The sequence below is a fragment of the Rothia mucilaginosa genome (assembly GCF_001548235.1).
Classification (GTDB): domain Bacteria; phylum Actinomycetota; class Actinomycetes; order Actinomycetales; family Micrococcaceae; genus Rothia; species Rothia mucilaginosa_B.
In genome coordinates, this window is sequence record NZ_AP014938.1 from 1,773,014 (window position 1) to 1,798,591 (window position 25,578).

Below are 25,578 nucleotides of genomic sequence, written 5' to 3' on the forward strand. Positions count from 1 at the left end.
ACGTGGAGAAAAGCGGAACTAAGAATCCGCAGGCGCCTTAGAATGAGAGCCCGCCGGCGGGGACTTTACGCTCTTTGCCTTGGTAGCCTTAGCCGGCTGTGCCTTAGCGCTCGCCTTCGCGGCAGCCTTCGCTTCTACCTTTGCGATCGTTGACGGGCGCAGACCGTTCTCACGCGCATAATCGAGCAGCTTCTCACGCAGAATACGGCGGCCACGATGCAAGCGAGACATCACCGTGCCCAGAGGGATATCCAGAATCTCCGCAATATCCTTGTACGCGAACCCCTCCACATCGGAGTAGTACACCACCATGCGGAAATCCTCAGACAGCTCATTCAGAGCCTCACGAACCTCCGTATTCGGCAGGGCACTCAGCGCCTCCGCCTCAGCAGAACGCAGACCCACCGCATCATGCTCACCCGCCTGAGCCAGTTGCCAATCCTCCACCGTCTCACCCTGAGACTGCTGCGGCTCACGCTGACGCTTACGGTACAAATTGATGTACGTATTCGTCAGGATGCGGTACAGCCATGCCTTCAGGTTCGTACCCTCGGTGAACTGGTGGTACGAAGCAAAAGCCTTCATGTAGGTTTCCTGCACCAAGTCTTCAGCATCGGCAGAGTTGCGGCTCATCCGCAGGGCTGCAGCGTAGAGCTGATCCACATACTGCATAGCGTCCGCGGTAAAGCGTTCGCGCAGCTCGCGGGTATCCGCCGCGGTGTTGGTTTCAGCCATGTTTCTCCTCTACAAGAACGCGCCAGGCGTTCACTTCCATAACATAGAATTCTTCTCTTTATTCCGCAGAACGTGCACAAACACCTGCGGGTAAAGCAAAACCCCGGGTCCGAATAATATCCGAAACGCCGGGGTTTTAAAGTGTATGCAAGATACCTTATGCGTTGGGGCGCTTACCGTGGTTTGCGCCGCCCTTACGACGGTCCTTGCGCTTACGACCGCGCTTGCTCATCAGAGCCTCCTTATAGTGTTCATGGATGCACGCCCCACCTTCGCGGTGCGCGCTCCCTATTACCTGCCCTAGCAGAGGCGGTCACCGAAACCGGTGCTCCACGCGATAAGGGCAACGCCGTCTATTTTTTCATAGAAACGGCATGATTGCATCTTGGAACCGGGATATGAGCTAAAAAACACGAACTTTCTTCGCATCAACTCACAGTCCCGCCCCGGGGGAGCGGGCTCTTAGCCGTGCTCAGGAATGTTCAGCCAGTTGTACCAGCCGCGGTGCAGAACCAGCCACGCCATCAGACCGTAACCGGACTGACCCGGACGACCATCATTCGCAGCAAGATCGTTGCGCCACTGCTCGTGGTGAAGCAGCGGGTTGAACGTATCCACGTACACGTGGTTACGGCGGGTCACCACATCCGCATACGCCGCCGACAGGTCAGCGATACGGCGGTTACGCTCAGCGTCCAGGGTCGGCGGCGGGCCAACAACCAGAACCTTAATGTTGTTCTGCGACGCCATGTCCACAATGTTCGCCAGGTTCAAACGCGAACGAGCGCTAGTCAGACCCAAATCAATGTCAAAGGTCGACGGAGCAATAATGAGGCGGTTATCAGCACCGGGAACGAAGCGGCGGCGCGCCTCCTCGAACCAGCGTGCATTCAGCTGCTCGCTACCTTCATTGGGGGCGGCAAGGTTATATGCCGCAATGGATGCGGTAGTCTGCGGGGTGCGCGCCATAACGCGGCCAAACCAGCCGAGGGTACGGGGGTCGCCAACACCGGCGAGCAGGTCATCGCCGACTGCCACAATTCGAATATTGCGTTGCTCCACGGAATTCTTTCTTCAGCAGGATGCGCCCGCCGTGAGAGGCGGCAAGGCACGTGAGTAATAGTCTTTATATCTAGGATAAGCGCTTACCGGCCTCTTTTCGAACTTAATACCCTATCCGGTAAGTATCCGAGACTAAAAAACCCGTCTTCCCGCCAGAAACATCTGACGGGAAGACGGGTTTTGAAGAGCTAAATCATGAGCCGATCAGCTGTAGAAGACCTTAGCCTTCGAAGACCTGCTTGAGCAGAGCCTCAGCCTCAGCTGCGTGCAGCTTACCGGTACCGGCAGCCGGGGAAGCAGCTGCGGAGCGGGAAGCAAGACGCATACGGCGGTCGATCAGCGGCTGCAGGTTGAGAGCCATGAACGGCCACTGACCCTGGTTAGCAGGCTCGTCCTGAGCCCACACAACGTCGGTAGCGTTCGAGTACAGAGCCAGCTGCTCCTTGATCTCCTGCTCGGGCAACGGGTACAGCTGCTCCACCGAGACAATAGCGGTCTTGGTGTCGCCGCGGCGCTCGCGCTCCGCCTCCAGATCGTAGTAGAGACGGCCGGACACGAAGACCAGACGCTCAACCTGGGCCGGGTTGATACCCGAACGATCGCCAATCACCGGCTGGAACGAACCCTCGGTGAAGTCCTCGATGGAGGAGGCAGCAGCCTTCAGACGCAGCAGCTGCTTGGGGCTGATTACCACGAGCGGCTTGTACGGACGGTGCTGAGAGTGGCGACGCAGCAGGTGGAAGTGCGAAGCCGGAGTCGAGGGGCAAGCCACGGTCATGTTGTTCTCAGCGCACAGCTGCAGGTAACGCTCAACACGAGCCGAGGAGTGGTCAGGGCCCTGACCCTCGTAGCCGTGCGGCAGCAGCATAACCAGCGAGGAGCGCTGGCCCCACTTCTGCTCGGAGGAAGACACGAACTCGTCAATGATGGTCTGAGCACCGTTCGCGAAGTCACCGAACTGAGCCTCCCACACCACGAGCGAGTCGGGGCGCTCCACCGAGTAGCCGTACTCAAAGCCGAGAACGCCGTACTCAGAGAGGAAGGAGTTGTAGATACGGAACTTGCCCTGGTTCTCAGAGAGGTGCTCCAGCGGCGACCACTCTTCATCAGTGAGGTGATCGTGCAGCACAGCGTGACGCTGAACGAAGGTACCGCGCTGAACGTCCTGACCGCTCATACGAACGTCGGTGCCCTCCATCAGCAACGAACCGAAGGCGAGCAGTTCGCCCATACCCCAGTTGATGTTGCCGGTGCGGCCCATCTCAACGCGCTGCTCCATGAGCTTCTTCAGCTTCTTGTGGATGGTGAAGCCCTCAGGAGCCTTACCGAACGCATCAGCAATGCGCTGCAGGGTCTCGCGGGAGATCGCAGTCTTGCCGGAGTGAACGACCTCGGTGTTCTGCTGAGCAGCGGGCAGTTCCAGACCGGAAACGTGCGCGCCAGCAGGAGCCGGTGCCGAAGACTGAGTCTCGACGAAGATAGCGTCCAGCTTCGAGTGGTACGAATCCAGAACCTCGTCTGCCTCCTCCTGGGAGACGTCGCCACGGCCCACCAAATCCTGTGCGTACAGGGTGCGGGTCGAGGGCAGAGCGTCGATGTCCTGGTACATCTTCGGCTGGGTCATCGACGGATCATCAGCCTCGTTGTGACCGCGGCGGCGGTAGCAAATCAGGTCAACGACAACGTCGCGGCCAAAGCGCTCGCGGTACTCGAATGCCAGGCGTGCGGCACGAACCACTGCGTCCGGGTCATCAGCGTTGACGTGGAAGACCGGAGCCTTAGTCATACGCGCAATGTCGGAGGCGTGGGTTGCGGTGCGGCCGTCGTTCGGCAGGGTGGTGAAGCCAATCTGGTTGTTCACCACAATGTGCACGGTACCGCCGGTGGTGTAGGCCTTCAGGCCGGCCATCTGCAGGGTCTCCATGACGATGCCCTGGCCAGCGAACGCTGCGTCACCGTGAATCAGGATCGGCAGAACCGGGTAGCCCTCAATGCCCTGCTCGCGGTAGACATCCTGCTTAGCGCGGACGATACCCTCGAGCACGGTGTTTGCAGCCTCAAGGTGCGAGGGGTTAGCAGCCACGTAAACCTGGGTCTGCTTACCGGAATCGGAGGTGAAGACACCCTCGGTACCGAGGTGGTACTTCACGTCACCGGAGCCGCCCTCGTAGGGTGCTGCGGTGCCGGAGAACTCACGGAAAATCTGAGCGTAGGACTTACCGGCAATGTTGGTCAGCACGTTCAGGCGACCGCGGTGTGCCATACCAATGGCAACGCCCTTCAGGTCGTTGTTAGCGGCCTTGTCCAGAACAGCATCCAGCAGCGGAATCAGGGACTCGCCGCCCTCCAGGGAGAAGCGCTTCTGGCCCAGGTACTTGGTCTGCAGGAAGTTCTCGAATGCCTCAGCCTCAACCAACTTGGACAGAACACGCAGCTGCTCCTCGCGGGTCGGCTTAGCAACGCCGCGCTCCAGACGCTCCTGGAACCATGCGCGAACCTCGGGGTCCTCGGAGTACATGTACTCAACGGACAGGGAACCGGAGTATGCCTCGTGCAGACGCTCCAGGATGGTGCGCAGCGGCAGACGCTCGGCACCACCGAAGCCACCGGTCGGGTAGACACGGTCCAAATCCCACAGGGTCAGGCCGTAGTTCTCCAGCTTCAGGTCCGGGTGCGAACGCATCTTGTAACCAACGGGGTTGGTCGCTGCGGTCAGGTGGCCGTGCACGCGGTAAGCGTGAATCAGCTGCTGGATACGTGCAACCTTGGAAATCTCGTGAGCGTCATCGACGTGGTTGTCGCGTGCCCAACGAACCGGCTCGAAAGGAACCTTCAGGTCGCGGAAGATTGCGTCGTAGAAGTCGTCGCCGCCGAGCAGGTAGTGCTCAACCAGCTTCAGGAACTCACCGGAACCTGCACCCTGAATGACGCGGTGGTCGTAGGTGCTGGTCAGGGTGATGATCTTGGACAGGCCCTGCTGGGTGATGAGCTTCTCGGACAGGCCGCGGAACTCAGCCGGGTACTCCAGAGCACCCACACCGATGATGGCTGCCTGGCCCTTGGAGAGGCGGGGCACCGAGTGGACGGTACCGATACCACCGGGGTTGGTCAGCGAAACAGTGGTGCCGCGGAAGTCCTCAATGGTCAGCGCGCCGTTACGGCCACGCTTAACGATGTCGTTGTATGCCTCCCAGAACTCGCGGAAGCTCAGCTGCTCAGCGCCCTTGAGGTTCGGAACGACCAGGTTACGGGAACCATCGGGGCGGGGCAGGTCAATAGCCAGACCAAAGTTCACGTGCGCGTTGTGGATTGCAACGGGCTTGCCCTTCTCATCCACACCGTAGGTCACGTTCATCGAAGGCATAGCAGCCACAGCGCGAATCACTGCGTAACCGATGATGTGGGTGAAGGAGACCTTGCCGCCGCGGGTGCTTGCCAGGTACTTGTTGATGGCCGCACGGTTCTCAATGAGCAGCTTTGCGGGGACCGCACGAACGGTGGTTGCGGTGGGGACAGTCAGCGACTCTTCCATGGTCGTGACGACTGCCTTAGCAGGGCCGCGGAGGGGGACAATCTTGTCTTCAGCAGGTTCCACAGGTTCAGCCTTCTTGGTAGCAGCGGGAGGGGTGGTGGGGGCAGCAGGTGCAGCCGCAGGCTTCGGTGCCGCGGGAGCGGGAGTTGCTGCAGGCGCTACAGGTGCAGCAGCCGGTGCGGCAGGTGCCGCAGCAGGTGCTGCACTCGCGGTACCGGCGCCTCCCAGCGCCTTGTCGATGGTCTCAAAAATGGGCCACCACGATTGGTCCACAAGGTTCTTGTCCTTCTGGTAACGCTCGTACTGTTCTTCAACGAACCATTCGTTACCGGCAAATTCCTCAGGTACCAGATGTTCTGGCAGATTTGGCACGTTAAACGCCTCTTCCAATTAGTGTGAATTTATCCGTCGCGTCCGGGACTCACCCGGCATAGACGACCCGCGTCTTTGAGGGGCGAATCATCACGCTGAGCATGTGCGCATCGCCTTTGGTGGCTGTTGCGTGCGGGGTGTGCACCGTACCAACCTGCCTAGCGTGCCGTGAACGTCGGGGTTCATCCGCTTACCTGGCGGCACACTCATGCTCCTATGTATAAGTGTAAAGAGAAGCACGGTGAACTTTCCAGCTCATCGCGCCATATCCACAATGCAATTTTTCACTCTTACTGATTCGTGCTGACCCGCGTGTGCACCCAGCACGGTCTTACATGTGTGAGCAGGCACTCTAAGGCACCTGGAAGAGGCGAAACCTTCGCTAAAATATGGGGTATGGATGACCCTTTGAGTAAGACTCTGACCATTAGCCAACACAAGATGCCGCCCGTGCACAGCGCGCGCTACGGCACCGCCGCACCCGAAAGGACCGCCTCCTCGGGTGCTCAGCATCTGGACAGTCTGCCTGTTGAATCTCTACACCAGAACCAGCACAGCGCAAACCACCCCGCGGAGGCGGTGACCGCGTGGATCTGATACTCCTGTTCATCGGTCTACTCCTCATCCTAGGTACCGGATTCTTCGTCGCCGTAGAGTTCTCACTCGTGGCGCTCGAAACTGCCACCGTGCAGCAGGCAAAAGACTCCGGTGATAAAGCCGCCGACGCCGTCCTGCGCTGCCTCAAAACCCTCTCTACTCAGCTTTCCAGTTGCCAGATCGGCATCACCATCACCACGCTGCTGACGGGTTACACCCTCGACGCCGCCATTAAGGCGCTCACCACCGGTGTAATCAACAGCATGGGGCTGCCCAGTAGCGTGACCGATGTGCTCACCCTGCTGCTGGCAATGCTCATCGCAACCCTGCTGTCCATGGTTGTTGGTGAACTACTGCCCAAGGGCCTCGCCATCGCCGAACCCTATGACGTGGCACGCCGAGTTGCTCCCGCACAGCTGGCCTTCACCCGCATCATGTCCCCGCTCGTGCGCCTCATGAACGGCTCCGCCAACTGGATCCTCGGACGCTTCGGCATGGAAGCCAAAGAAGAACTCTCCGCCGCACGCACCCCCGAAGAGCTCTCCTCCATGGTGCGCCGCTCCGCAGAAGAAGGCACCCTCGACTCCGACGCGGCACGCTTCGTGGACCGCACCCTGCGCTTCTCCGAGCTGACCGCCTCCGAAGTGATGACCCCGCGCGGCCAGGTCGCCATGCTCGAAGACACCGCACCCGTTGCCGAAGTCATCAAACTGGCACGCTCCACCGGCCACTCCCGATTCCCCCTCTACAAGGGCGACCACGACAACATCGTGGGCGTCGTGCACGTGAAGAAGGCAGTCGGCGTGCCCCCGGAGGTTCGCGAAACCCTCGAAGCTGGTGCCCTCGCAGAAGACGTGCTGCAGGTCCCCGAAACCCTGCACCTGGACGCGCTACTCACCCAGCTACGCCAAGGCGCCCTGCAGCTCGCCGTGGTTCTCGACGAATACGGCGGAACCGCGGGCATCGCAACCCTCGAAGACCTCGTCGAAGAAATCGTCGGCGAAGTCTCCGACGAACACGACCGCGGCCGCACCGAACGCCCCCTGCGCTACGGCAACGGCGACTGGGTGTTCTCCGGCCTGCGCCGCCCCGACGAAATCAATGCCCTCATCCCCGGGCTCGAGGTTGAGGAAAGCCCCGAATACGAAACCGTCGGCGGCTTCATGATGGAACGGCTCGGCCGCATCCCCGAAGTAGGCGACAGCGTCCCCGTGCCCGGCGGCACCCTGCGCGTGGACACCCTCGAAGGCCGCCGCGTGGACCGCATCCGATTCACCCCCGCACCTAGCGCACAGGAACAGACCGAGAAGGGAGGCAACGCATGAACGACTGGGTAGCCATCGCACTGCTCGTCATCCTGCTCGCCGGAAACGCCTTCTTCGTCGCCGGTGAATTCGCCATCATGTCCACCCGACGAGCACAAATCGAGCCGCTCGCCGAAGAAGGCAATAAGCGAGCGCAGACCGTCATCTACGCGCTAGAGAACGTCTCGCTCATGCTCGCCACCTGCCAGCTGGGCATCACCATCTGCTCCCTGCTGATCCTGAACGTCTCAGAACCGGCGCTGCACCATATGCTGGAGGTGCCCCTGCACCTGGTCGGCCTGCCCCACGCTATCGTGGACGTCATCGCCTTCGGCGTCACCCTGATTCTGGTCACCTACCTGCACGTGATTTTCGGTGAGATGGTTCCCAAGAATGCCGCCGTGACCCTTGCCGCCCGTGGTGTGGCTCTCTGGATTGTGCCGACCCTGGTGACCTTCTCCAAGATCTTCGCCCCCGTGGTCGCCCTGCTGAACAACCTGTCCAATAAGCTGCTGGCGCTTATGAAGGTCGAAGCGAAGGATGAGGTCGCCTCCACCTTCACCCTGGGCGAGCTGCAGACCATCGTTGCAACCTCGACCGCTGAAGGCACCGTGGAAGACGATGCCGGCGTGATTGAAAGCGCCCTCGAATTCACCGAGAAGGACGTCTACGAAATCATGGTGCCCGGCGATAAGCTCGTCACCCTGCCCTTCGGCAGCACCCCCGCCGAACTGGAACGCGCCGTGGCACGCAGCGGCTACTCCCGCTTCGTCATTACCGACAGCGACGGAACCTACATGGGCTACCTGCACGTGAAGGACGCCCTCGCCATCGCCCCCGAGCGGTTTGAGGAGCCCTTCCCCTGGTACAAGCTGCGTTCCCTGGACACGCTCACCCCGACCACCGATATTGACGACGCGCTCGCCTCCATGCAGCGCAGCCGAACCCATATCGCGCAGGTCATGGACGAGCACGGTACTACCCTCGGTGTGGTCTTCCTCGAAGACGTGCTGGAGGAGCTTGTCGGCGAAATCAACGACACCACCCAGGATGCGGTGCGTGAGCGTGTACGCCGACAGCAGGCGCGTGAAGCCCAGTAGCCGCATCGTGAGATACCCCGAATAAAACACCCGAGTAAAACGGGTAAAACACCGGAGTAAAACATCCGAGTACAACGGGGGAATCTTAAATACACAGCCCGCCTGGCACTCTCGTGAAGGAGAGCGCGGGGCGGGCTGTTGTACGGACAGAACGGTTGATGGGCGCACGTAAGGGGTAGGCTCATGTGGCGGTATGAAGCGGCGGCAGGGGAGCGGAATAGGCATAGCTAAACATCCCTGCACCATAAGCTATTAACAGAGAAAAGGGTAGCCTAACATCACTCAAATGAGACCAATAAAGAGTTGTTTATACGGGTGTTCGCATGATGTAGTTAATAAACCTACAGACTAGAACGAACCGAAAGAGAGCCCTCATGTCGCACCCGAAGATCACCCGCAAGCACTTCCTCACCGCAATGGGCTCACTCGCTGCGTCATCCCTGCTGCTGGCAGGTTGCGCAACCGAGAACAGCACCTCCTCCGGTTCGTCCTCCTCGGCTGGCTCCAACAACGGCAAGGTGAAGGTCGTCGCCTCCACCGACGTCTACGCAGACATCGCCAAGCAGGTCGGCGGCGACTACGTTGAGGTCACCGCGCTGATCGCCTCCACCAGCACCGACCCCCACTCCTACGAAGCCACCAGCGCCGACCGCCTCAAGGCGAAGGACGCATCCCTGATCGTCATCAACGGCGCAGGCTACGACCTGTTCCTCGAAGACCTTGCCGGCAAGGACAACACCTCCCAGAAGATCGTGAACGCGGTCAAGGTCAGCGGCAAGCTCACCGACGCCGAATACACCCACCTGGTCGAGGACCACCGCGGCGGCGAACACCAGGAAGACGGCGGCGACCACGCCCACGCACACGAGTTCAACGAACACCTCTGGTACGACTTCGACACCATGAAGAAGGTCGCCCAGAAGATTGCTGAAGAGCTCGCAGGCCTCGACTCCGCACACGCTGAGGCGTTCCGCACCAACGCATCCACCTTCTCCAAGGAACTGGAGGCACTGGACACCACCGCCAAAGCAATCGCCGGTGAAGGCAAGAAGTACCTGTCCACCGAGCCCGTGCCGGACTACCTGATTTCCTCCACCGGCGCAGAGAACGCAACCCCCAGCGAATTCGCTGAGGCAGCCGAAGCCGGCAACGACGTCCCCGCACTCGTCCTGAAGGAAACCAAGGACATGGTCACCGAGAAGAAGGTCCAGCTGCTCGCCTACAACGAGCAGACCTCCACCTCTCAGACCAACGAGGTGCTGCAGGCAGCTAAGGACGCCTCGGTGAACTACGTATCCTTCACCGAAACCCTGCCGGAGAACACCAACTACCTGGCATGGATGAAGACCAACGTCAGCAACCTCGAAAAGGCGCTCTCCTAAGTGACTGACAACAATAACGGTGCCGCCCCCGCGATTTCCATTCGCGGGGGTAGCCTCGCTTTCGGGGCCCGCACCCTCTGGAAAGATCTAACCCTCGACATCGGCGCAGGCGAATACTTCGCCGTGCTTGGACCCAACGGCTCCGGCAAGTCCACCTTCCTCAAAGTCGTTCTCGGCCTGACCGGACTCAACGCCGGCGAAATCTCCGTGCTCGGCAAACCCGCACGCCTGGGCAACGCCGGCGTCGGCTACGTACCGCAGCAGAAGTCCATCCCCACCTCCACCCCGATGCGCGCCCGCGACCTCGTGGGACTTGGTGTGGACGGGCACCGCTGGGGCATCCGCCTGCACGGCCGCAAATACCGCGCCAAGGTTGACGAGCTCCTCGAAGCCGTCGGTGCGACCGAGTACGCGAACGTGCCGGTGGGTCTGCTCTCCGGCGGTGAGCAGCAGCGCCTGCGTATCGCCCAGGCGCTTGCGAACGACCCGAAGATTCTGCTGGCTGATGAGGCGCTACTCTCCCTGGACCTCAACCACCAGTACGCGGTGGCTGAGCTGATTCACCGGTTCAACCGTGAACGCGGCGTGGCGGTGGTGTTCGTGACCCACGAAATCAACCCCATCATTGAGCATGTGGATCGCGTGCTCTACCTGGCGAACGGCCGTTTCACGGTCGGGTCGGTGGAAGAGGTCATGACCAGTGAGACTCTCACCTCCCTGTACGGAACCCCGGTGAGCGTTCTCAAGTCTAATGGCCGTTACGTGGTGGTGGGTGAGACTCACGCCAGCGACCACTGCCATATTGAGGGCACCGACCAGAACATTCACGGCTCCCACCTGAAGTCTGGTCTTTCTGAACCGCAGCGCACCCTACACATTCCGGGAGGAACCACTCGATGACCATTCTTGCTTCCTTCCCCGCTCTGGCTCCGGTTGCCGCCGCGCAGAATGATTTGCTCTCCCGTATCTTCGTTTTTGACCGCTACGGCGAGCTGTTGCAGATGCTACAGAACTCCATTTTTGCTGGCGCTGTGCTGGGCCTTATCGGTGGTTTCGTCGGTATTTTTGTGATGATGCGCGACCATGCCTTTGCGGTGCACGGCGTCTCTGAAATGTCTTTCGCGGGTGCCGCCCTTGCCCTGTTGCTCGGCTATGACGTGGTGACCGGCTCTATGGTCGGTTCGATTGCCTCGGCTCTGCTGATTGCCTTTCTGGGCTCTAAGGCGAGCAACTCGAACTCGGTCATTGGTGCGCTCATGCCGTTCGGCCTGGGCTTGGGTATTCTCTTCCTCTCCCTGTACCAGGGCCGTAGCGCGAATAAGTTTGGTCTGCTGACCGGTCAGATTGTGTCCGTGGATGCCGACCAGCTGCACACCATGATTATTGGTGCGGTGGTTATTATTTCCCTGCTGGTGATGGTATGGCGTCCGCTGAGCTTCTCCTCCCTGGACCCGGAGGTCGCCCGCGCTAAGGGCGTGCCGATGCGCTTCCTGTCCCTGGTGTTCATGGTGATTCTGGGTATTGCTGTGGCGCTGTCGGTGCAGGTGGTCGGTTCGCTGCTGGTGCTGGCGCTGCTGATTACTCCGGCGGCTGCGGCGATGCAGGTAACGGCATCTCCGGTACGCACCCTGATTCTGTCGGTGCTGTTTGCGGAGGCGTCTATTGTGGGCGGTATTCTGCTGGCTCTTGCCGGTTCGCTGCCGATTAGCCCCTACGTGACCAGCATTTCCTTCCTGATTTACGTGGTGTGCCGTGTGATTGGTGGCGTGAAGCGCCGCCATAGCGCGTCGGGCCGCCAGCTGGCTGAGAAGGCATAAGACCTGTAGAAAGAGCCCCACCTCGGGAATGAGGTGGGGCTCTTTCGTTGTCGTGCTGTGTTAGCGCTACGGGTCATGTACCCGGTGCGCAATGCGGGCTCAACCTGTGTGGCGTTGTGTTGCCCTGTCCAGATGCCCTGTGTGTCGTGCTGTAGTGGCGTCGAAGATTTTTGAAGGCGCCGTATCCTTCGAGCAGAAGGGATTCCCCGGTGGGGGAGAGCTCCTCAGAATGAGGGGCTTAGAGGTTGCGGCTTAGCCTGCAACGTTAGCGTGCAGTGCCGCCCTGCGATTCTTCCTCGCGACGTGCCAAAGTGCAGTCCGGGCAGTAACCGGTCACTTCAACCACGTGCTCCAGCTCCGAGAAGCCGTGCTGCTTACCCATAGCCAGTGCCCAGTCCTCAAGAGCGGGTGCTTCCAGCTCAATGGCGGTGCCGCATCGGCGGCAGAGCAGGTGGTGGTGATGGTCCTTTACCTGGCAGTGGCGGTACAGGGTCTCACCCTCAACGCCCTTGACCGAGTCGAGCTCACCGGCGTTAGCCAGCGACTGCAGCACACGGTAGGTGGTTGCGAGAGAGACCTGTTCCTTGCGGTTCGCGAGGGTCAGGTGCAGATCCTGTGCTGAGATGAAATCGCCGAGCTCTTCCATGGTCGCCTTGATGATGCGACGCTGGCGGGTATTTCGGGCTTCGGCGGGCTTCGTAATTCTCCGTACGGGAATATGAGTGTCCATTGCTGAACCTTTCGGGGCGGAAATCCGCCCCATTGTGTGGTCGATCTTGTCTTACGACTTTACACTAGAGGCGTTCAAAAGGTGGTTGATTTGCGCTTTATCTCAAAAATTGAAGTCATCAACAGGCACGAATGAGGGTTAACGGTAGACTAAAACTATGAAAATGACGAAGTACACCCACTCATGTATCCGCCTTGAGAATGAGGGGCGCACCCTCGTTCTTGACCCCGGCAATTTTGCCGCAGAAGGCGAACACGCTACCGCGCTGGAAGACGCCGATTACCTGTTCGTGACCCACGCGCATCCGGACCATTTTGATGGCCCGTCGGTGCTACCGCTGATTGCTGAGCGTGCCGAGTCGCAGACCCCGTTGAAGATTTGGGCTCCCGAGACTGTCGCCCAGGTCATCAAGGAGGCTGTGCCCGCTGCCGAGGTTACCGTTGTTTCCTCTGATTCTGAGTTCAGCATCCCCGGTTTTGAGGTGAAGACCTACGGCGGTCAGCACGCCCTGATTCACCCGCTGATTCAGACCATCGCTAATGTCGGTTACCTGATTAACGGTGCCGTGTACCACCCGGGTGACTCGTTGGTGGTTCCGCACCGCGTGCGTGCGAATACCGTTCTGGTGCCGATTCACGCGCCCTGGTCGAAGGTTCAGGAAGTCATTGATTTTGTGATTGCGACCGGCGCTCAGCGTGTGGTTCCGATTCACAACGGCATGATTAACGCCAACGGCACCGGCATTATTGAGGGCTTGGTGACGAACTTCGGCGCGAAGTACGGCACTGAGCTGAAGCACCTGAACCCCGGCGAGAGCATTGAGGTTGAGGCGTAAGCCTGACCGTTGAGCTTCAAACGCGCCGACGACGGCGCATGAAGGAGATTATATTGTGAGCACGATTTTTACCAAGATTATTGAGGGCGAGATTCCCGGCCGCTTCGTCTGGAAGGACGAGCACTGCGTCGCCTTCCTGGACATCATGCCCCTGTCGGAAGGTCACCTGCTGCTCGTTCCCCGCGCTGAGGTCGACCGTTGGCCCGACCTGCCGGATGAGCTGGCTGCGCACCTGTTCGCTGTGGCGCACAAGATTTCTGGTGCCCTGGATCAGGCGTTTGATAAGGACCGTGTGGCTCTGATGATTGCGGGCTTCGACGTTCCGCACACCCACATCCACCTGTTCCCGGCTGACGGCATGGCTGACTACGATCCCGCCAACGCGAAGAAGGACGCTACCGCAGAAGAGCTGGATGCGGCCGCCGAGAAGGTGCGTGCTGCCCTGCGCGAGCGCGGTCACGGCGAGTTCGTGCCGGAGGCGTAAGCGCCCTTTACAGCGCGTATAAACACGACAACGCGTATAACCACGAAGGAGCCGCCCTCTACAGAACAGTAGAGGGCGGCTCCTTCGTTAATATAGCCCGTTGCTATATCCCGGGGGGAAAGAAACTTAGTGCTTTTCAGCCTTGGAGATCTGGTCAGCCAGGTCCTCGGGGGAGAGGTTAGCGGAGGAGAACTCGGGGGTTAGCGGCAGGTGCAGCTGCAGGCCGGTACCGGGGCAAATCTCGACCTTTGCGGAGCGTAGCTTGAAGTCGACCACGTGGCCGCCCTGAACGTGCTCATCATCGATAAAGTGGGCGTGGCAGCCGGGCACCGAGATGCCCTGCTCGTAGATCGGGGTGCGGAAGCCAACAATCGTGCCGGTCACGTTATCGAACTGGACAATGTCCTCGTTCTCGGTGGCCGCAACCATCTTCGGGTAGGGCTTCTCCTGCTTGATGACGGTGCGGGTGCGGACCCATTCGAACTCGCCGTAAATCTTGATGGCGTACATGTAGTTCTTGGAGACGGTGAAGTCATCCAGAATCTGGGAGGCAGACTTACGGAGTAGGTTCTGCGGTAGTTCGCGCTTAATCATGGGCACGAAGTTGGTGACCACGGCGTAGGGGGTCTGCTGGCGCAGGTCGGGCAGGGATACGGAGCCGTCGTGGCGTACCTGGTAGCAGACGCCGTCGAGGACGACCATTTCGCCGTCGAGGCCGTTGAAGGTACCCACACCGAAGTTGCCGTGGCTCAGGAGCTCACCGATGGTCATCTCGCCATCGTAGATGCCGTCCAGCAGCTGGGACATGAGGCCGGTCTGAAAAACTTCGTTACGGAAAACAGTTTCACCGTTTAGGATGGTCGGCTGATATGCCATGAGATTTCTCCTCGTTACAGTGGATGCGGCGTCAGACGGGTCGGTCGGTCATCGGCGATACTCGCCCTAACTGATGCTAAAAAGGGGAAGGGCGTCGGGGAGAACACGGCGTGTGATGTCGTTTCTCTAGGAATTCGTAGGTGACGCAGGCCGGGCGCACGCACTTTCATTGTACGCCCGTCTCTGAACATATACCTACCGGTCAGCGTGCCAGCATCTTATGATGTGACCCTTGCACGGATTACCCAGGCGTGAATTACCCAAGCGCGGCTGACTTAGCTCGGCTGATATACCGCAAGTGACGTGAGGGCATAAAAATAGACTGGCGTTCCCTCCGGTTGCACGACAAAAAGGGAGGGAACGCCAGCACCAACAGCTTAGCCCTTAGAGCAACTCTAAGCGCAACTAAGATACACGAGGCTCACCGAGGCAGAGAAATATTAGACACGAACCGTCACCAAACGTAGCCCGGCGAGCCTGCACCCTGCAGAAACCCGCGAAACCCCTACCGCAGACCCCGCAGAAACCCCTCAGAGCACACAACAACGGCCTACACGCTCCCAAAAGAACGTATAGGCCGTTGCCTGTTTTCAGATTAGACGCCGTAGTACAGCTGGTACTCAAGCGGGTGCGGAACCAGCGAGAGCGGCTCCAGCTCGTTCTTACGCTTGTAGTCAATCCAAGCCTGAATCAGGTCCTCGGTGAAGACGCCGCCCTCGAGCAGGAAGTCGTGGTCAGCCTCCAGAGCCGCCAGAGCTTCCTCCAGGTTAGCCGGAGCCTTCTTGATGTCCTTAGCCTCTTCGGCGGGCAGCTCGTACAGGTCCTTATCGATCGGTGCCGGCGGCTCGATGCGGTTACGGATACCGTCCAGACCAGCCATCAGCTGAGCAGCGAACGCGAAGTAGGGGTTAGCGGAGGGGTCCGGTGCACGGAACTCCAGACGCTTAGCCTTCGGGTTGGTGCCGGTAATCGGGATGCGGATACCGGCGGAACGGTTACCCTGCGAGTACACCATGTTGATGGGAGCCTCGTAGCCGGGAACCAGACGCTTGTAAGAGTTCACGGTCGGGTTGGTGAACGCCAGAACAGCGGAGGAGTGCTCAATCAGACCGCCAATGTACCAGCGTGCGGTGTCAGAGAGGTTAGCGTAGCCGCGCTCGTCGTAGAAGAGGGGCTCGCCGTCCTGCCACAGCGACTGGTGGCAGTGCATACCGGAGCCGTTGTCACCGAACACGGGCTTGGGCATGAAGGTCACGGACTTGCCCCATGCGTCTGCGGTGCCCTTGATGACGTACTTGAACTTCAGCAGGTCGTCAGCAGCCTTGGTGAGGGTGTCGAACTTGTAGTTGATTTCTGCCTGGCCGGCTGCGCCCACCTCGTGGTGGCTACGCTCAACCTCAAGGCCGACCTCGTCCATTGCTACGCACATTGCGTCACGCAGGTCAGCCTGCTTGTCGACGGGGGAGACGGGGAAGTAGCCGCCCTTGACGGGGGTCTTGTTGCCCAGGTTGCCGCCCTCTTCCTTGCGGCCGGTGTTCCAGGGAGCCTCATCGGAGTCGATCTTGAAGAATACGGAGTTCGGCTCGACCTGGTAGCGGACGTCCTCGAAGACGAAGAATTCAGCCTCGGATGCGAAGAACGCGGTGTCTGCAATGCCGGTGGATTGCAGGTATGCTTCGGCACGCTCAGCGACGCCGCGGGGGTCACGGTGGTAGGGCTCGCCGGTGCGGGGGTTCACGATGGAGCAGATGATGACCAGGGTCTTCTCAATGCGGAAGGGGTCAACGTACGCGGACTGAACGTCGGGGATCAGCTGCATGTCGGACTCTGCAATGCCCTGGAAGCCGCGAATGGAGGAGCCGTCAAAAAGCTGGCCGTTGACGAAGAAATCGTCATCAATCGCCTTAGCGGGCAGGTTGAAGTGCTGCTGCACGCCGGGCATGTCGGTGAATCGGATATCAACGAAGACTACTTCTTCGTTCTTGATAAAGTCGAGAACTTCCTGGGGGCTGGTAAACATGAGGACTGCTCCTTGTTCGACTGACGGTGCAGGAGGGTGCTTTCCCTCATCACATTCAGTCTTTGGTTTAGTTTTTGGCCGCGGGCAAAACCCTGTGACATATCAAGCATAGTGGTTATTTTTTGCGCGTGCGTGACTATCGTGTTTCGGTAATGTTACAAATCCTGGAAAGGAGTTACATCTACGTTGCCTCACGAAACACAGTAGAGATGCTAACGCCCTCAGTAGAGCCAGTAGCAAAGCCAATATCAATGCCAGCAACAGCGCAATAACCGGGCGTAACAAAAGGCCCCGACCCTCCCCACACGGGAAGAGCCGGAGCCTTCAAAACCTCATATCAGCGTCTCGCTTAGCGGCCGCGCATCGCACGACGGTCGGGGCGTGCACGCATCGGGTCAACACCCTTCGGCAGACCATTCATCGGGTTACGCATAGTGTTCAGAGTGCTCAGGCGACCAGAAACAACCTGCATCTCCTGCTGAGTCAGAGCCTTCGGAAGCTTGTTCATAGTCTTCACAACGTCCTTGAGCTCAACCTGACCCTCTTCGTGACCGGTCTCAATCACGTGAACCGGAACGCCGGGAGCCACACGGTTCAGGTGCTTCTTCTCGGCGTTCACCAGGGAATTCACACGGCTGTGAGGGCCCTCGGTCACCAGCACAATACCGGGACGGCCCAGCGCACGGAACACCAGATCCTGGTGGCGGTTCGCAGCAACGGGCTGCTCCTCAACGATCCAGCCGCGGCGCACCGAGTTCATCGCCGCACCACTACGACCGGGCTGGTTCTCAATCTGAGCAAAAGCCGCAGTCTGCGCGCGGCGACCCAGCAGAAGCATGGCCACAATAGCGGCAACGCCCAGGCCCAGAATCAGGAAAGTAATCCAGTTATTCAGTGCAATACCGATGAGGAGGAAAACCAAAAGGGTACCCAGAGCCGACAGACTCAGAATCCAACCGATATTCGGGTCGGACTTCTTGGTCATCTGGTAGACCTGCTTCATCTGGGCGAAAGTGCCCGGAGTGCGTTCCTTCTTCTTTTTCTTCTCTTCGCGCTTATCTGCCACGATTCTTCCTCGGCTGGTTCTTCCGCGGCCCCGAGAAGCGCCTCAAACGCTCACGGAACCATAGTGACGTAACGATGCAGTGTATGCCTGCAATTTTTCTAGTTTACCCTACCCACACAAGGGACGGGGCATAAGGGGAGGCTCCCCGAACACCGGACGAACACCGGGTTCGAGGAGCCTCAACGCTCTCAGAAAGATTCTGAAAAGGCTTAGTAGCCTGCCGCCACCAGGGAGGAGGCTTCCTGCAGGGCTGCACCCTCACCCTCAATGTGGGCAAGGTTCTCAGGAATCGGGTAGCCGTTCTTACGCATTGCACGAGCCCACAGGCGACCTGCACGGTACGAAGAACGAACCATCGGGCCCGCCATAACGCCAGCGAAACCAATCTCCTCAGCCATGTTCGCAAAATCCACGAACTGCTGCGGCTTCACCCAACGCTCAATCGGGTGGAAGAGAGGGCCGGGGCGCAGGTACTGGGTGAGGGTAATGATGTCACAACCAGCATCGTGCAGATCGCACAGCGCCTCGTAAATCTCGTCATCGGTCTCGCCCATACCCAGAATCAGGTTGGACTTGGTGACCATGCCGCCTTCCTTAGCCTGGGTAATAACATCCAGGGAACGCTCGTAACGGAACGCCGGGCGAATCTGACGGAAGATGCGGGGGACGGTCTCCAGGTTGTGCGCGAACACCTCAGGCTTAGCGTCAATCACCTTCTGAACATGCTCGGGAACACCCTTGAAGTCGGGGACGAGCATCTCAACGCCGGTGTTCGGGCACATCTTGTGAATCTGGCGGGTGGTCTCTGCGTACAGCCACGCACCACCGTCTTCCAGATCGTCACGAGCAACACCGGTCACAGTTGCGTAACGCAGACCCATGACCTTCACGTTCTTAGCAACCTTGAACGGCTCAGCGTAATCAACAGCAACGGGCTTACCGGTCGCAATATTGCAGAAGTCGCAACGGCGGGTGCACTCGGAACCACCAATCAGGTAGGTTGCCTCGCGGTCTTCCCAGCACTCGTAAATATTGGGGCAGCCAGCCTCTTCACACACGGTGTGCAGGCCCTGACCGCGAGCCAGCTCGCGCATCTCGTTGTATTCGGGGCCAACAATAGCCTTGGTCTTAATCCAGTGAGGCTTCTTCTCAATGGGAACCTCAGCGTTGCGGGCCTCCACACGCAGTAGCTTGCGTCCTTCAGGTGCGGTGCTCAAAAGTTTTCTCCTTGGTCTCGGTGTGCCCTCTGTGCAGGTGGGCCACCTTCTATATTACGCCCGCTTAGGCGTAGGTGAAACTGGTTTTCGTATATGACGAACAAAGCCAGACGCGTTACGTGTACGGTCCGTTCGATGCTTCTTGACTGCGTCTAACCCTGCGTTTAGTCCTGCGCCGCAATGGGCTCGAAAGACTCCGCCAGACGGTCCTGGTACTTCAGAAGCTCCGCCTCCAGCGGCTCCAAAATATCGGCGGGGGTGACGGTGCGACCCAGCTGGTCCGAAATCGTGGTAACGCCGGCATCGCTAATACCGCAGGGAATGAACTGCTGGAAAGGTGCGGTGTCGTTGCAGCAGTTAATCGCGAAGCCGTGCATGGTGGTGTTACGCGAAACGCGCATGCCCAGCGCCGCGATCTTCTTGTCCTGGGTGATGCCGTCGCCCAGAATCCACACGCCGCTACGGCCTTCAACACGCTCACCCTTAATGCCCAGGCCAGCCAGGACGTTAATGATGATTTCCTCGATGATGCGCACATACGCCACCACGTCAATGGGCTCGGGCAGACGCAGAATCGGGTAGCCGGTCAGCTGGCCGGGGCCGTGCCAGGTCAGCTTGCCGCCGCGGTCAATCTTGACGACGGGGGTGGACTTGTCTGCGGGGTACTCGTGGTCTTCGGTGCGTTTACCGGCGGTAATCACTGCCTCGTGCTCAAGCAGAAGAATCGTATTCTGGCGGGTGCGGTTAGCCACCTCATCGTGGATGCGGTACTGCTTGTCCAGGCACTCAACATAGTTCACATAGTTCGGGGCGAAGCCCACGCGTTCAATCGTCACAGACATACTTTCTACCTTAGTACTGCTAGTGGAGGGAAGAAAATTAGGGCGCCCTGAATCACGTGATGAGCGAACACGTCGAAATGTTACGTGAGGGCGTGCTCGGGGGCAGGAGGGTTGAAGGGATAGATAAATGTATGAATTTATCCGTGGGACTCATTGGGGTGTTTGAAGTATTTTAGTGTGCTTAAAGATATTATTTGATGTAATTTGATAACATAGTGGTATGAGAAGCAAAGAAGCACACGTTCTGGAAAGCATCGCCAACCCGGCTCTACCCACCCTGCAGATTGTCGAGTACCGGGGAGAGGCCACCGAGAGCACGCCCACCGTAACCTCCGTACACCCCGGACCCGCTGCGTACCCTGGACGCTACACCCTGCGCACCATTCCCCAGTCCGCTCCCTCTACACCGCCAGCTTCTACCGCGCCCACCCTGCGGGCGGCAGCCAACGGGTACGGATTCGAGGAAAACACGGATGCATCCGCTCAGCGGCACGCCCAGACCCCGCAGGTAGCCGCCGCCCTACGCAACGCGCCCGGACTCGCCAAGCTCCACGCTGTTACTGATGAAAGCGCCGATCAGCTGTGCCTCTGGTACGAGCCCCTTGACGCGGGCACCCTCGACAAGCTCCTGCACGCTCGCACCCTGACCCCCGCCGAAATCATGACCCTGGCGCGAACCCTACATCGGGCGCTCGGCAGCCTCAAAAAGGTGGGGGAAGGGCGCGCCGAACTCAGCGCCGAATATATTGCTCTGAGCGCCGCCGGAGTGCCCAAGCTCCTGCTACCTGATGCCGTCTACCGTGAACCGGCTGCCCTAGACACGGAACAGCTCACCGTTGCCCAGGGCGCCTATGCACGCTCCGCAGCCGCCCTACTCTGGCAAGCCGCCTGCGGGCACGCACCGGAACCCTCCGCCGCCCGCGTACCCCTCTCACTGCGCATGGTCGCATCACGCATGGGAGCCACCGGCATCGCAACCGACGGGGCACCCAGCAGCGAGTGGATTGAGTGCCTCGGCAGAGCCCTCGAATACCTGCTGGACGCACCCGTCCAGGAGGCGGCGCTCGCCGGACTGGGCTCCGTGGTCGCCCTGGCGGAGGAGGTGCCGCCTCGCCCGCTCAACGTGTACCTGAGCTGTTCAGAAAGAGCCCGCGCCCTAATTCCCGCAGCAGTGGACCCCGCGCCGGTACAGAAGCTCTCAAAGGCGCAGAAGGCGCAACACTACCTAGCGGAACGTTTGCCTCGCGGGAAGAAGTCGGGCGTGAAGAAAGCGGGGCGCGTAGCTACGACCGGTTCTAAGCCGTTGAGCTCTGCAACGAGCCCCGCAAAGACTGCGCCCGCCCCAAAGAACGCAGACGCGACGGGTACATCCCGCCTGACGGTGCTACGCGGCGCGTTCACCCGTCCCTCCGCCCGCCTGGGACTCGCCGCGCTCGCGCTGGGGGCTATTGCACTGCCTCTCGGGTTCACCCTCTACGGGCAGAACGCCTCGGCAACGGCACAGCCCGTATCCGCTCAAGCCGTAAACGCAGCGGGGGAGCAGGCACCCGACGGCACGGCAACACAGGATCAGAGCGTACAGGATAAGGCATCGCAGGGCGAGCAGATTCTGCGAGCCCTCATCGACCAGCGGAACCATGAACGGCGCATGCGAGGTGGCGCCGAGCTCACCCTAGACACCGCCGAAGAACTCAGCCGCGACAGCGAGAACATCCGCGTGATGGCGGTGGTCTCCGCACCCGGCTACCGCGCCGATAAAACCGAGCAGGAAGCCCGCAAACTCAGCGAAGAAAACGGCGTCATCCGCCAGAAAGTCATCTTCGACCTGCACCGCGGGGAGAAAGGCTGGGAGATAGCCCGCGCCGAACCCGTCCCGGCATAGCTGACACCGTACAGCTGACAGTGTAGAAATGCGAACACAATAAAAACGGACACAACAAAAAAACGCGGGCACAACAAAAGCGGCGGCCTCACCCACCGAAGTGGATGGAGCCGCCGCTTTTTGCTCACCGTCCGGGAAAACCCGGAGAGCTACGCTCGGTTACCCATCAGGGCGCCGCCACAAGGAAACTTCCTTGAATCTTTGCAGGTCTTAGAGGCCCAGCTCAGACTCGAAGTTTGCCTCCTCCAGGCGGGTCTTGAGGGTGTGCAGGAAGCGACCAGCGTCTGCACCGTCGACCACGCGGTGGTCGTAGGTGAGGGACAGGTAGCACATGGAGCGGATAGCGATAACGTCGTTACCGTCAACATCCTTAACAACCATGGGGCGCTTCACGATGGAACCGGTACCGAGGATTGCAACGTTCGGCTGGTTGATGATCGGGGTGTCGAACAGTGCACCGAAGGAACCAATGTTGGTGATGGTGAAGGTCGAACCCGACAGCTCCTCGGGGGAGATGTCGCCGGTACGTGCGCGGCCACCCAGGTCGGCAATAGCCTTTGCCAGGCCAGCAATGCCCAGGTCAGAAGCGTTCTTGATGACCGGAACCAGCAGACCCTTGGGGGTGTCCACAGCAATAGCGATGTTCTCGGAGCCGTGGTAAGTGATCTGCTTGTAGTCTTCGGTCATGGAAGCGTTCAGAGCGGGGTGCTGCTGCAGAGCCTCAGCGGAAGCCTGGACGAAGAAGGGCAGGAAGGTCAGCTTAGCGCCCTCACGAGCAGCGAAGCCGTCCTTAGCCTTTGCACGCAGCTGAACGATGCGGGTCACGTCAACCTCGGTGACCTGGGTCAGCTGGGTGGAGATGTCCAGGGACTCACGCATACGCTTTGCAATAACCTGGCGGATACGTGCGGTCTTCTCGACGGTGCCACGCTTGGGGGAAACCTCGAAGGTGTGCGGTGCCTTTGCGGAACCAGCAGCCGGAGCAGCAGCTGCAGCGGGTGCAGCAGCGGCGGGAGCAGCGGAACCCTTAGCAGCGATAGCAGCCTGAACATCCTGCTTGCGGATGCGGCCACCAACACCGGTGCCCTTGACGGTGGACAGGTCGATGCCGTTGTCCTTAGCGAGCTTACGGACCAGCGGGGTCACGTATGCTTCGCCCTCAGCAGCTGCAGGAGCGGCAGGTGCAGCGGGAGCTGCGGGTGCAGCCGGAGCGGGAGCTGCGGGAGCCTCAGCAACCGGAGCCGGAGCAGCGGGTGCAACAGCAGCGGAAGCGTCGCCGATGATAGCCAGAACCTGGCCAACCTCTGCGTCCTCATCCTCGGGGATGCGGATCTCGAGCAGGGTACCTGCTACGGGGGAGGGAACCTCGGTGTCAACCTTGTCGGTGGAAACCTCAACCAGGGGCTCGTCAACCTCAACCTGCTCGCCAACTTCCTTCAGCCAGCGGGTAACGGTGCCCTCGGTGACGGACTCGCCCAGTGCGGGCAGTACGACCTCGATGCCTGCAGCAGCAGCTGCGGGAGCAGCCGGAGCAGCGGCGGGTGCTGCGGGAGCAGCAGGAGCCTCAGCAACCGGAGCGGGAGCTGCGGGAGCCTCAGCAGCTGCGGGAGCAGCCGGTGCAGCAGCGCCGGAACCGTCGCCAATGATAGCCAGAGCAGCGCCGACCTCGACGTCCTCGTCCTCGGGGACGAGAATCTGCTCAACAACGCCTGCTACGGGGGAGGGAACCTCGGTGTCAACCTTGTCGGTGGAAACCTCAACCAGGGGTGCGTCAACCTCAATGGTGTCGCCGACCTCAACGAGCCAGCGGGTAACGGTACCCTCGGTCACGGACTCGCCCAGTGCGGGCAGTACTACGGTGTGGGACATAATCTTTCCCGTTCTCCTTGTGAATGCTTGAACTAGAAAAATGTGAGCGGTGACCCGGATGCGCGCCGTATGCGTTGAAGCACGTCGACGCGCATCCGGATAGGGGCGTTGTTCAGCGGATACGCCCGGCAACCGCTAACGACCAACGGTCGTCAATACTAAGCTGACGCGCTAACGCCAGTCAGCAAAAATTATGCGCTGTGCAGCGGGGTGCCGTTCAGGACCATTGCAGCCTCACCCAGGGACTCGTTCTGAGTCGGGTGTGCGTGGATGAACTTAGCGACGTCCTCGGGGAATGCTTCCCAAGCAACCCACATCTGAGCCTCACCAATCTGCTCACCCATGCGCTTACCAATAGCGTGAACGCCAACGATGGGGCCGTCCTTCTGGCGGACAACCTTCACGATACCGGTAGCACCGAGGATAGCGGACTTACCGTTACCAGCCAGGTTGTACTCAGCGGTCTCAACGTTCTCAGCGCCGAACTTCTCCTTAGCCTTGGGCTCGGAGTAACCAACGGAAGCGATCTCCGGGTCGCAGAAGGTGACCTTGGGGATGTTCACGTCTTCAACGATGGTGGGGTTCAGGCCAGCGATTTCCTCAGCAACGAAGATACCCTGCTGGTAACCGCGGTGAGCCAGCTGAACGCCGGGGACGATGTCGCCAACAGCGTAGATGTTGCCAACGCCGGTGTGCAGGCGCTCGTTAGCCAGGACGAAGCCGCGATCCATGGGGATGCCCTGCTCCTCGTAGCCCATATTTGCGGTGTTCGGGCCACGACCAACAGCGACCAGAACGATTTCTGCCTCGAAGACCTTGCCGTCAGCCAGGGTGACCTTAGCACCGTTAGCGTCCTGCTCAACCTTCTCGAAGAGGGTGCCGGTGTTGAACTTGATGCCGCGCTTCTTGAACGCACGCTCCAGAACCTTGATGATTGCCGGGTCCTCGTTGGGAACCAGGTTCGGCAGGCCCTCGATGATGGTGACGTCAACGCCCATAGCGTTCCACATGGATGCGAACTCGCAACCAATCACGCCGCCACCGAGCACGATAGCGCTCTTGGGCAGGTAGTCCATCTCCAGTGCCTCAGTGGAGGTCAGAACGCGACCCTCAATGGGCAGACCGAAGGTCTTGGAGACCGAGCCGGATGCCAGGATAATGTTCTTACCCTTGTACTCCACACCGTTTACGGTGATGGTGTCCTGAGCGGTCAGCTTACCCTCGCCGGGGATAACCTCCACGCCCTTCATCTTCAGCAGGCCTGCAAGACCCTTGAACTTACCGGAGACGATGCCGTCCTTGTAATCGCGAACCTTGCCCATTTCGATGGACTGCAGAACAGCGTTAACGCCAACCTTGGACGCCTCGCGTGCCTCTTCAGCCAGCTCAGCAGCGTGCAGGTACGCCTTGGTGGGGATACAGCCGGTGTGCAGGCAGGTGCCGCCGACCTTTTCCTTCTCGATCAGGCCGACGGTGAAGCCTAGCTGGCGTGCGCGAATAGCTGCAGAGTAGCCAGCGGAACCGCCGCCGAGGATGAGGATGTCGAATTCTTGAGCCACGATATTGCTCCCTTGCATAGTTGTGGGGGCTAAAGACCCCTGCAATGAGTTCTTTACCAATTTATTGGTAGGTTTCCCTAGCATGCGCGAAAGGCCCGCGACTCACAAAAATCGCGCGCCCCTCCGCGTACGCAGAAAAACACTTAATACAACAATACCCCCGTTGAGGGTCGTTTAAGTTCACTCAGGGCGGTTTTAGCCGATTAATCACCCAAACAGCGCAAATTTTTCACCACTCAAGAAAAGCGGTGCGTCATTGAACGGCGTGGTGACAGGACCACTAGGGCGGTCGCACAG

21 protein-coding genes are annotated in these 25,578 nt (G+C 59.8%); 9 read left to right on the forward strand and 12 right to left on the reverse strand.

The annotated features are described in order from the left end of the window. Positions 1-18: 18 nt before the first annotated feature. From RM6536_RS06975 to RM6536_RS06985, 4 genes are all read right to left on the reverse strand, one after another. Positions 19-735 carry a sigma-70 family RNA polymerase sigma factor gene (locus tag RM6536_RS06975; RefSeq protein ID WP_060824567.1) on the reverse strand — a complete coding sequence of 239 codons (717 nt, stop codon included), beginning with the start codon at positions 733-735 and terminating at the stop codon, positions 19-21. 157 nt (positions 736-892) lie between these two features. Continuing rightward, the gene (locus tag RM6536_RS09215; RefSeq protein ID WP_095343185.1) at positions 893-967 is read right to left on the reverse strand and encodes a 50S ribosomal protein bL37; all 75 of its coding nucleotides are present in this window, start codon (positions 965-967) and stop codon (positions 893-895) included. A 230-nt stretch (positions 968-1,197) separates the two neighbouring features. Then, entirely contained in the window at positions 1,198-1,797 is a 600-nt protein-coding gene (locus RM6536_RS06980) for a GDSL-type esterase/lipase family protein (protein ID WP_005505446.1), read from the reverse strand. A gap of 220 nt (positions 1,798-2,017) precedes the next feature. Further along, positions 2,018-5,701, reverse strand: a complete 3,684-nt coding sequence (locus tag RM6536_RS06985; protein WP_060824906.1) for a multifunctional oxoglutarate decarboxylase/oxoglutarate dehydrogenase thiamine pyrophosphate-binding subunit/dihydrolipoyllysine-residue succinyltransferase subunit — start codon at positions 5,699-5,701, stop codon at positions 2,018-2,020. A 408-nt stretch (positions 5,702-6,109) separates the two neighbouring features. Between RM6536_RS06985 and RM6536_RS06990 the strand changes: the two genes are divergently transcribed. The 6 genes from RM6536_RS06990 to RM6536_RS07015 all read left to right on the forward strand — a co-directional run bounded on the left by RM6536_RS06990 (position 6,110) and on the right by RM6536_RS07015 (position 11,901). Beyond that, positions 6,110-6,298: a hypothetical protein gene (locus tag RM6536_RS06990; RefSeq protein ID WP_145974245.1), complete on the forward strand. Its 189-nt coding sequence runs from the start codon at positions 6,110-6,112 to the stop codon at positions 6,296-6,298. After that, positions 6,289-7,623, forward strand: a complete 1,335-nt coding sequence (locus RM6536_RS06995; protein WP_060824569.1) for a hemolysin family protein — start codon at positions 6,289-6,291, stop codon at positions 7,621-7,623. The genes RM6536_RS06990 and RM6536_RS06995 overlap by 10 nt, the downstream gene beginning before the upstream one ends. After that, complete coding sequence (locus RM6536_RS07000) at positions 7,620-8,702, forward strand: hemolysin family protein (protein WP_060824570.1); 1,083 nt, start codon at positions 7,620-7,622, stop codon at positions 8,700-8,702. Before RM6536_RS06995 ends, RM6536_RS07000 begins: the two co-directional genes overlap by 4 nt. 374 nt (positions 8,703-9,076) lie before the next feature. Then, positions 9,077-10,084, forward strand: a complete 1,008-nt coding sequence (locus tag RM6536_RS07005) for a metal ABC transporter solute-binding protein, Zn/Mn family (RefSeq protein WP_060824571.1) — start codon at positions 9,077-9,079, stop codon at positions 10,082-10,084. Further along, positions 10,085-10,984 carry a metal ABC transporter ATP-binding protein gene (locus RM6536_RS07010; RefSeq protein WP_049327709.1) on the forward strand — a complete coding sequence of 300 codons (900 nt, stop codon included), beginning with the start codon at positions 10,085-10,087 and terminating at the stop codon, positions 10,982-10,984. It begins immediately after the preceding gene. Then, entirely contained in the window at positions 10,981-11,901 is a 921-nt protein-coding gene (locus RM6536_RS07015) for a metal ABC transporter permease (protein ID WP_060824572.1), read from the forward strand. Before RM6536_RS07010 ends, RM6536_RS07015 begins: the two co-directional genes overlap by 4 nt. A gap of 265 nt (positions 11,902-12,166) precedes the next feature. On the opposite strand, the gene RM6536_RS07020 is transcribed toward RM6536_RS07015, so the two are convergent. Further along, the gene (locus tag RM6536_RS07020) at positions 12,167-12,631 is read right to left on the reverse strand and encodes a Fur family transcriptional regulator (RefSeq protein WP_060824573.1); all 465 of its coding nucleotides are present in this window, start codon (positions 12,629-12,631) and stop codon (positions 12,167-12,169) included. A 157-nt stretch (positions 12,632-12,788) separates the two neighbouring features. On the opposite strand from RM6536_RS07020, the gene RM6536_RS07025 reads away from it, so the two are divergent. Continuing rightward, positions 12,789-13,466 carry an MBL fold metallo-hydrolase gene (locus RM6536_RS07025; RefSeq protein ID WP_060824574.1) on the forward strand — a complete coding sequence of 226 codons (678 nt, stop codon included), beginning with the start codon at positions 12,789-12,791 and terminating at the stop codon, positions 13,464-13,466. 55 nt (positions 13,467-13,521) lie between these two features. Then, positions 13,522-13,950 (forward strand): HIT family protein, encoded by a 429-nt coding sequence (locus RM6536_RS07030; RefSeq protein ID WP_060824575.1) that lies wholly within the window; start codon positions 13,522-13,524, stop codon positions 13,948-13,950. Positions 13,951-14,076: 126 nt separating this feature from the next. Here RM6536_RS07030 and budA read toward each other — a convergent pair whose 3' ends face one another. The 5 genes from budA to lipB form a co-directional block, all read right to left on the reverse strand. Beyond that, complete coding sequence (gene budA, locus RM6536_RS07035; protein WP_005508614.1) at positions 14,077-14,826, reverse strand: acetolactate decarboxylase; 750 nt, start codon at positions 14,824-14,826, stop codon at positions 14,077-14,079. Between the two features lie 595 nt (positions 14,827-15,421). Then, on the reverse strand, positions 15,422-16,846 hold the full coding sequence (gene glnA / locus RM6536_RS07040; RefSeq protein WP_060824576.1) for a type I glutamate--ammonia ligase: 1,425 nt from the start codon (positions 16,844-16,846) through the stop codon (positions 15,422-15,424). Between the two features lie 349 nt (positions 16,847-17,195). Further along, complete coding sequence (locus RM6536_RS07045) at positions 17,196-17,912, reverse strand: DUF4191 domain-containing protein (RefSeq protein WP_060824577.1); 717 nt, start codon at positions 17,910-17,912, stop codon at positions 17,196-17,198. Positions 17,913-18,121: 209 nt separating this feature from the next. Then, a complete protein-coding gene (lipA, locus tag RM6536_RS07050; protein WP_005505472.1) occupies positions 18,122-19,129 on the reverse strand; it encodes a lipoyl synthase in 1,008 nt (335 codons plus the stop codon). 164 nt (positions 19,130-19,293) lie between these two features. Further along, positions 19,294-20,112, reverse strand: coding sequence for a lipoyl(octanoyl) transferase LipB (gene lipB / locus RM6536_RS07055; protein ID WP_331709095.1), 819 nt, complete (start codon positions 20,110-20,112; stop codon positions 19,294-19,296). Positions 20,113-20,191: 79 nt separating this feature from the next. Here lipB and RM6536_RS07060 point away from each other — a divergent pair, with 79 nt between their 5' ends. Next, positions 20,192-21,853, forward strand: a complete 1,662-nt coding sequence (locus tag RM6536_RS07060; RefSeq protein WP_060824579.1) for a hypothetical protein — start codon at positions 20,192-20,194, stop codon at positions 21,851-21,853. 210 nt (positions 21,854-22,063) lie between these two features. Here the strand turns inward: RM6536_RS07060 and sucB are convergent, their stop codons facing one another. Both sucB and lpdA read right to left on the reverse strand, forming a co-directional pair. After that, positions 22,064-23,722 (reverse strand): 2-oxoglutarate dehydrogenase, E2 component, dihydrolipoamide succinyltransferase, encoded by a 1,659-nt coding sequence (gene sucB / locus RM6536_RS07065; protein WP_060824580.1) that lies wholly within the window; start codon positions 23,720-23,722, stop codon positions 22,064-22,066. A gap of 191 nt (positions 23,723-23,913) precedes the next feature. After that, complete coding sequence (gene lpdA / locus RM6536_RS07070; RefSeq protein ID WP_060824581.1) at positions 23,914-25,299, reverse strand: dihydrolipoyl dehydrogenase; 1,386 nt, start codon at positions 25,297-25,299, stop codon at positions 23,914-23,916. Between the last annotated feature and the right edge of the window lie 279 nt (positions 25,300-25,578).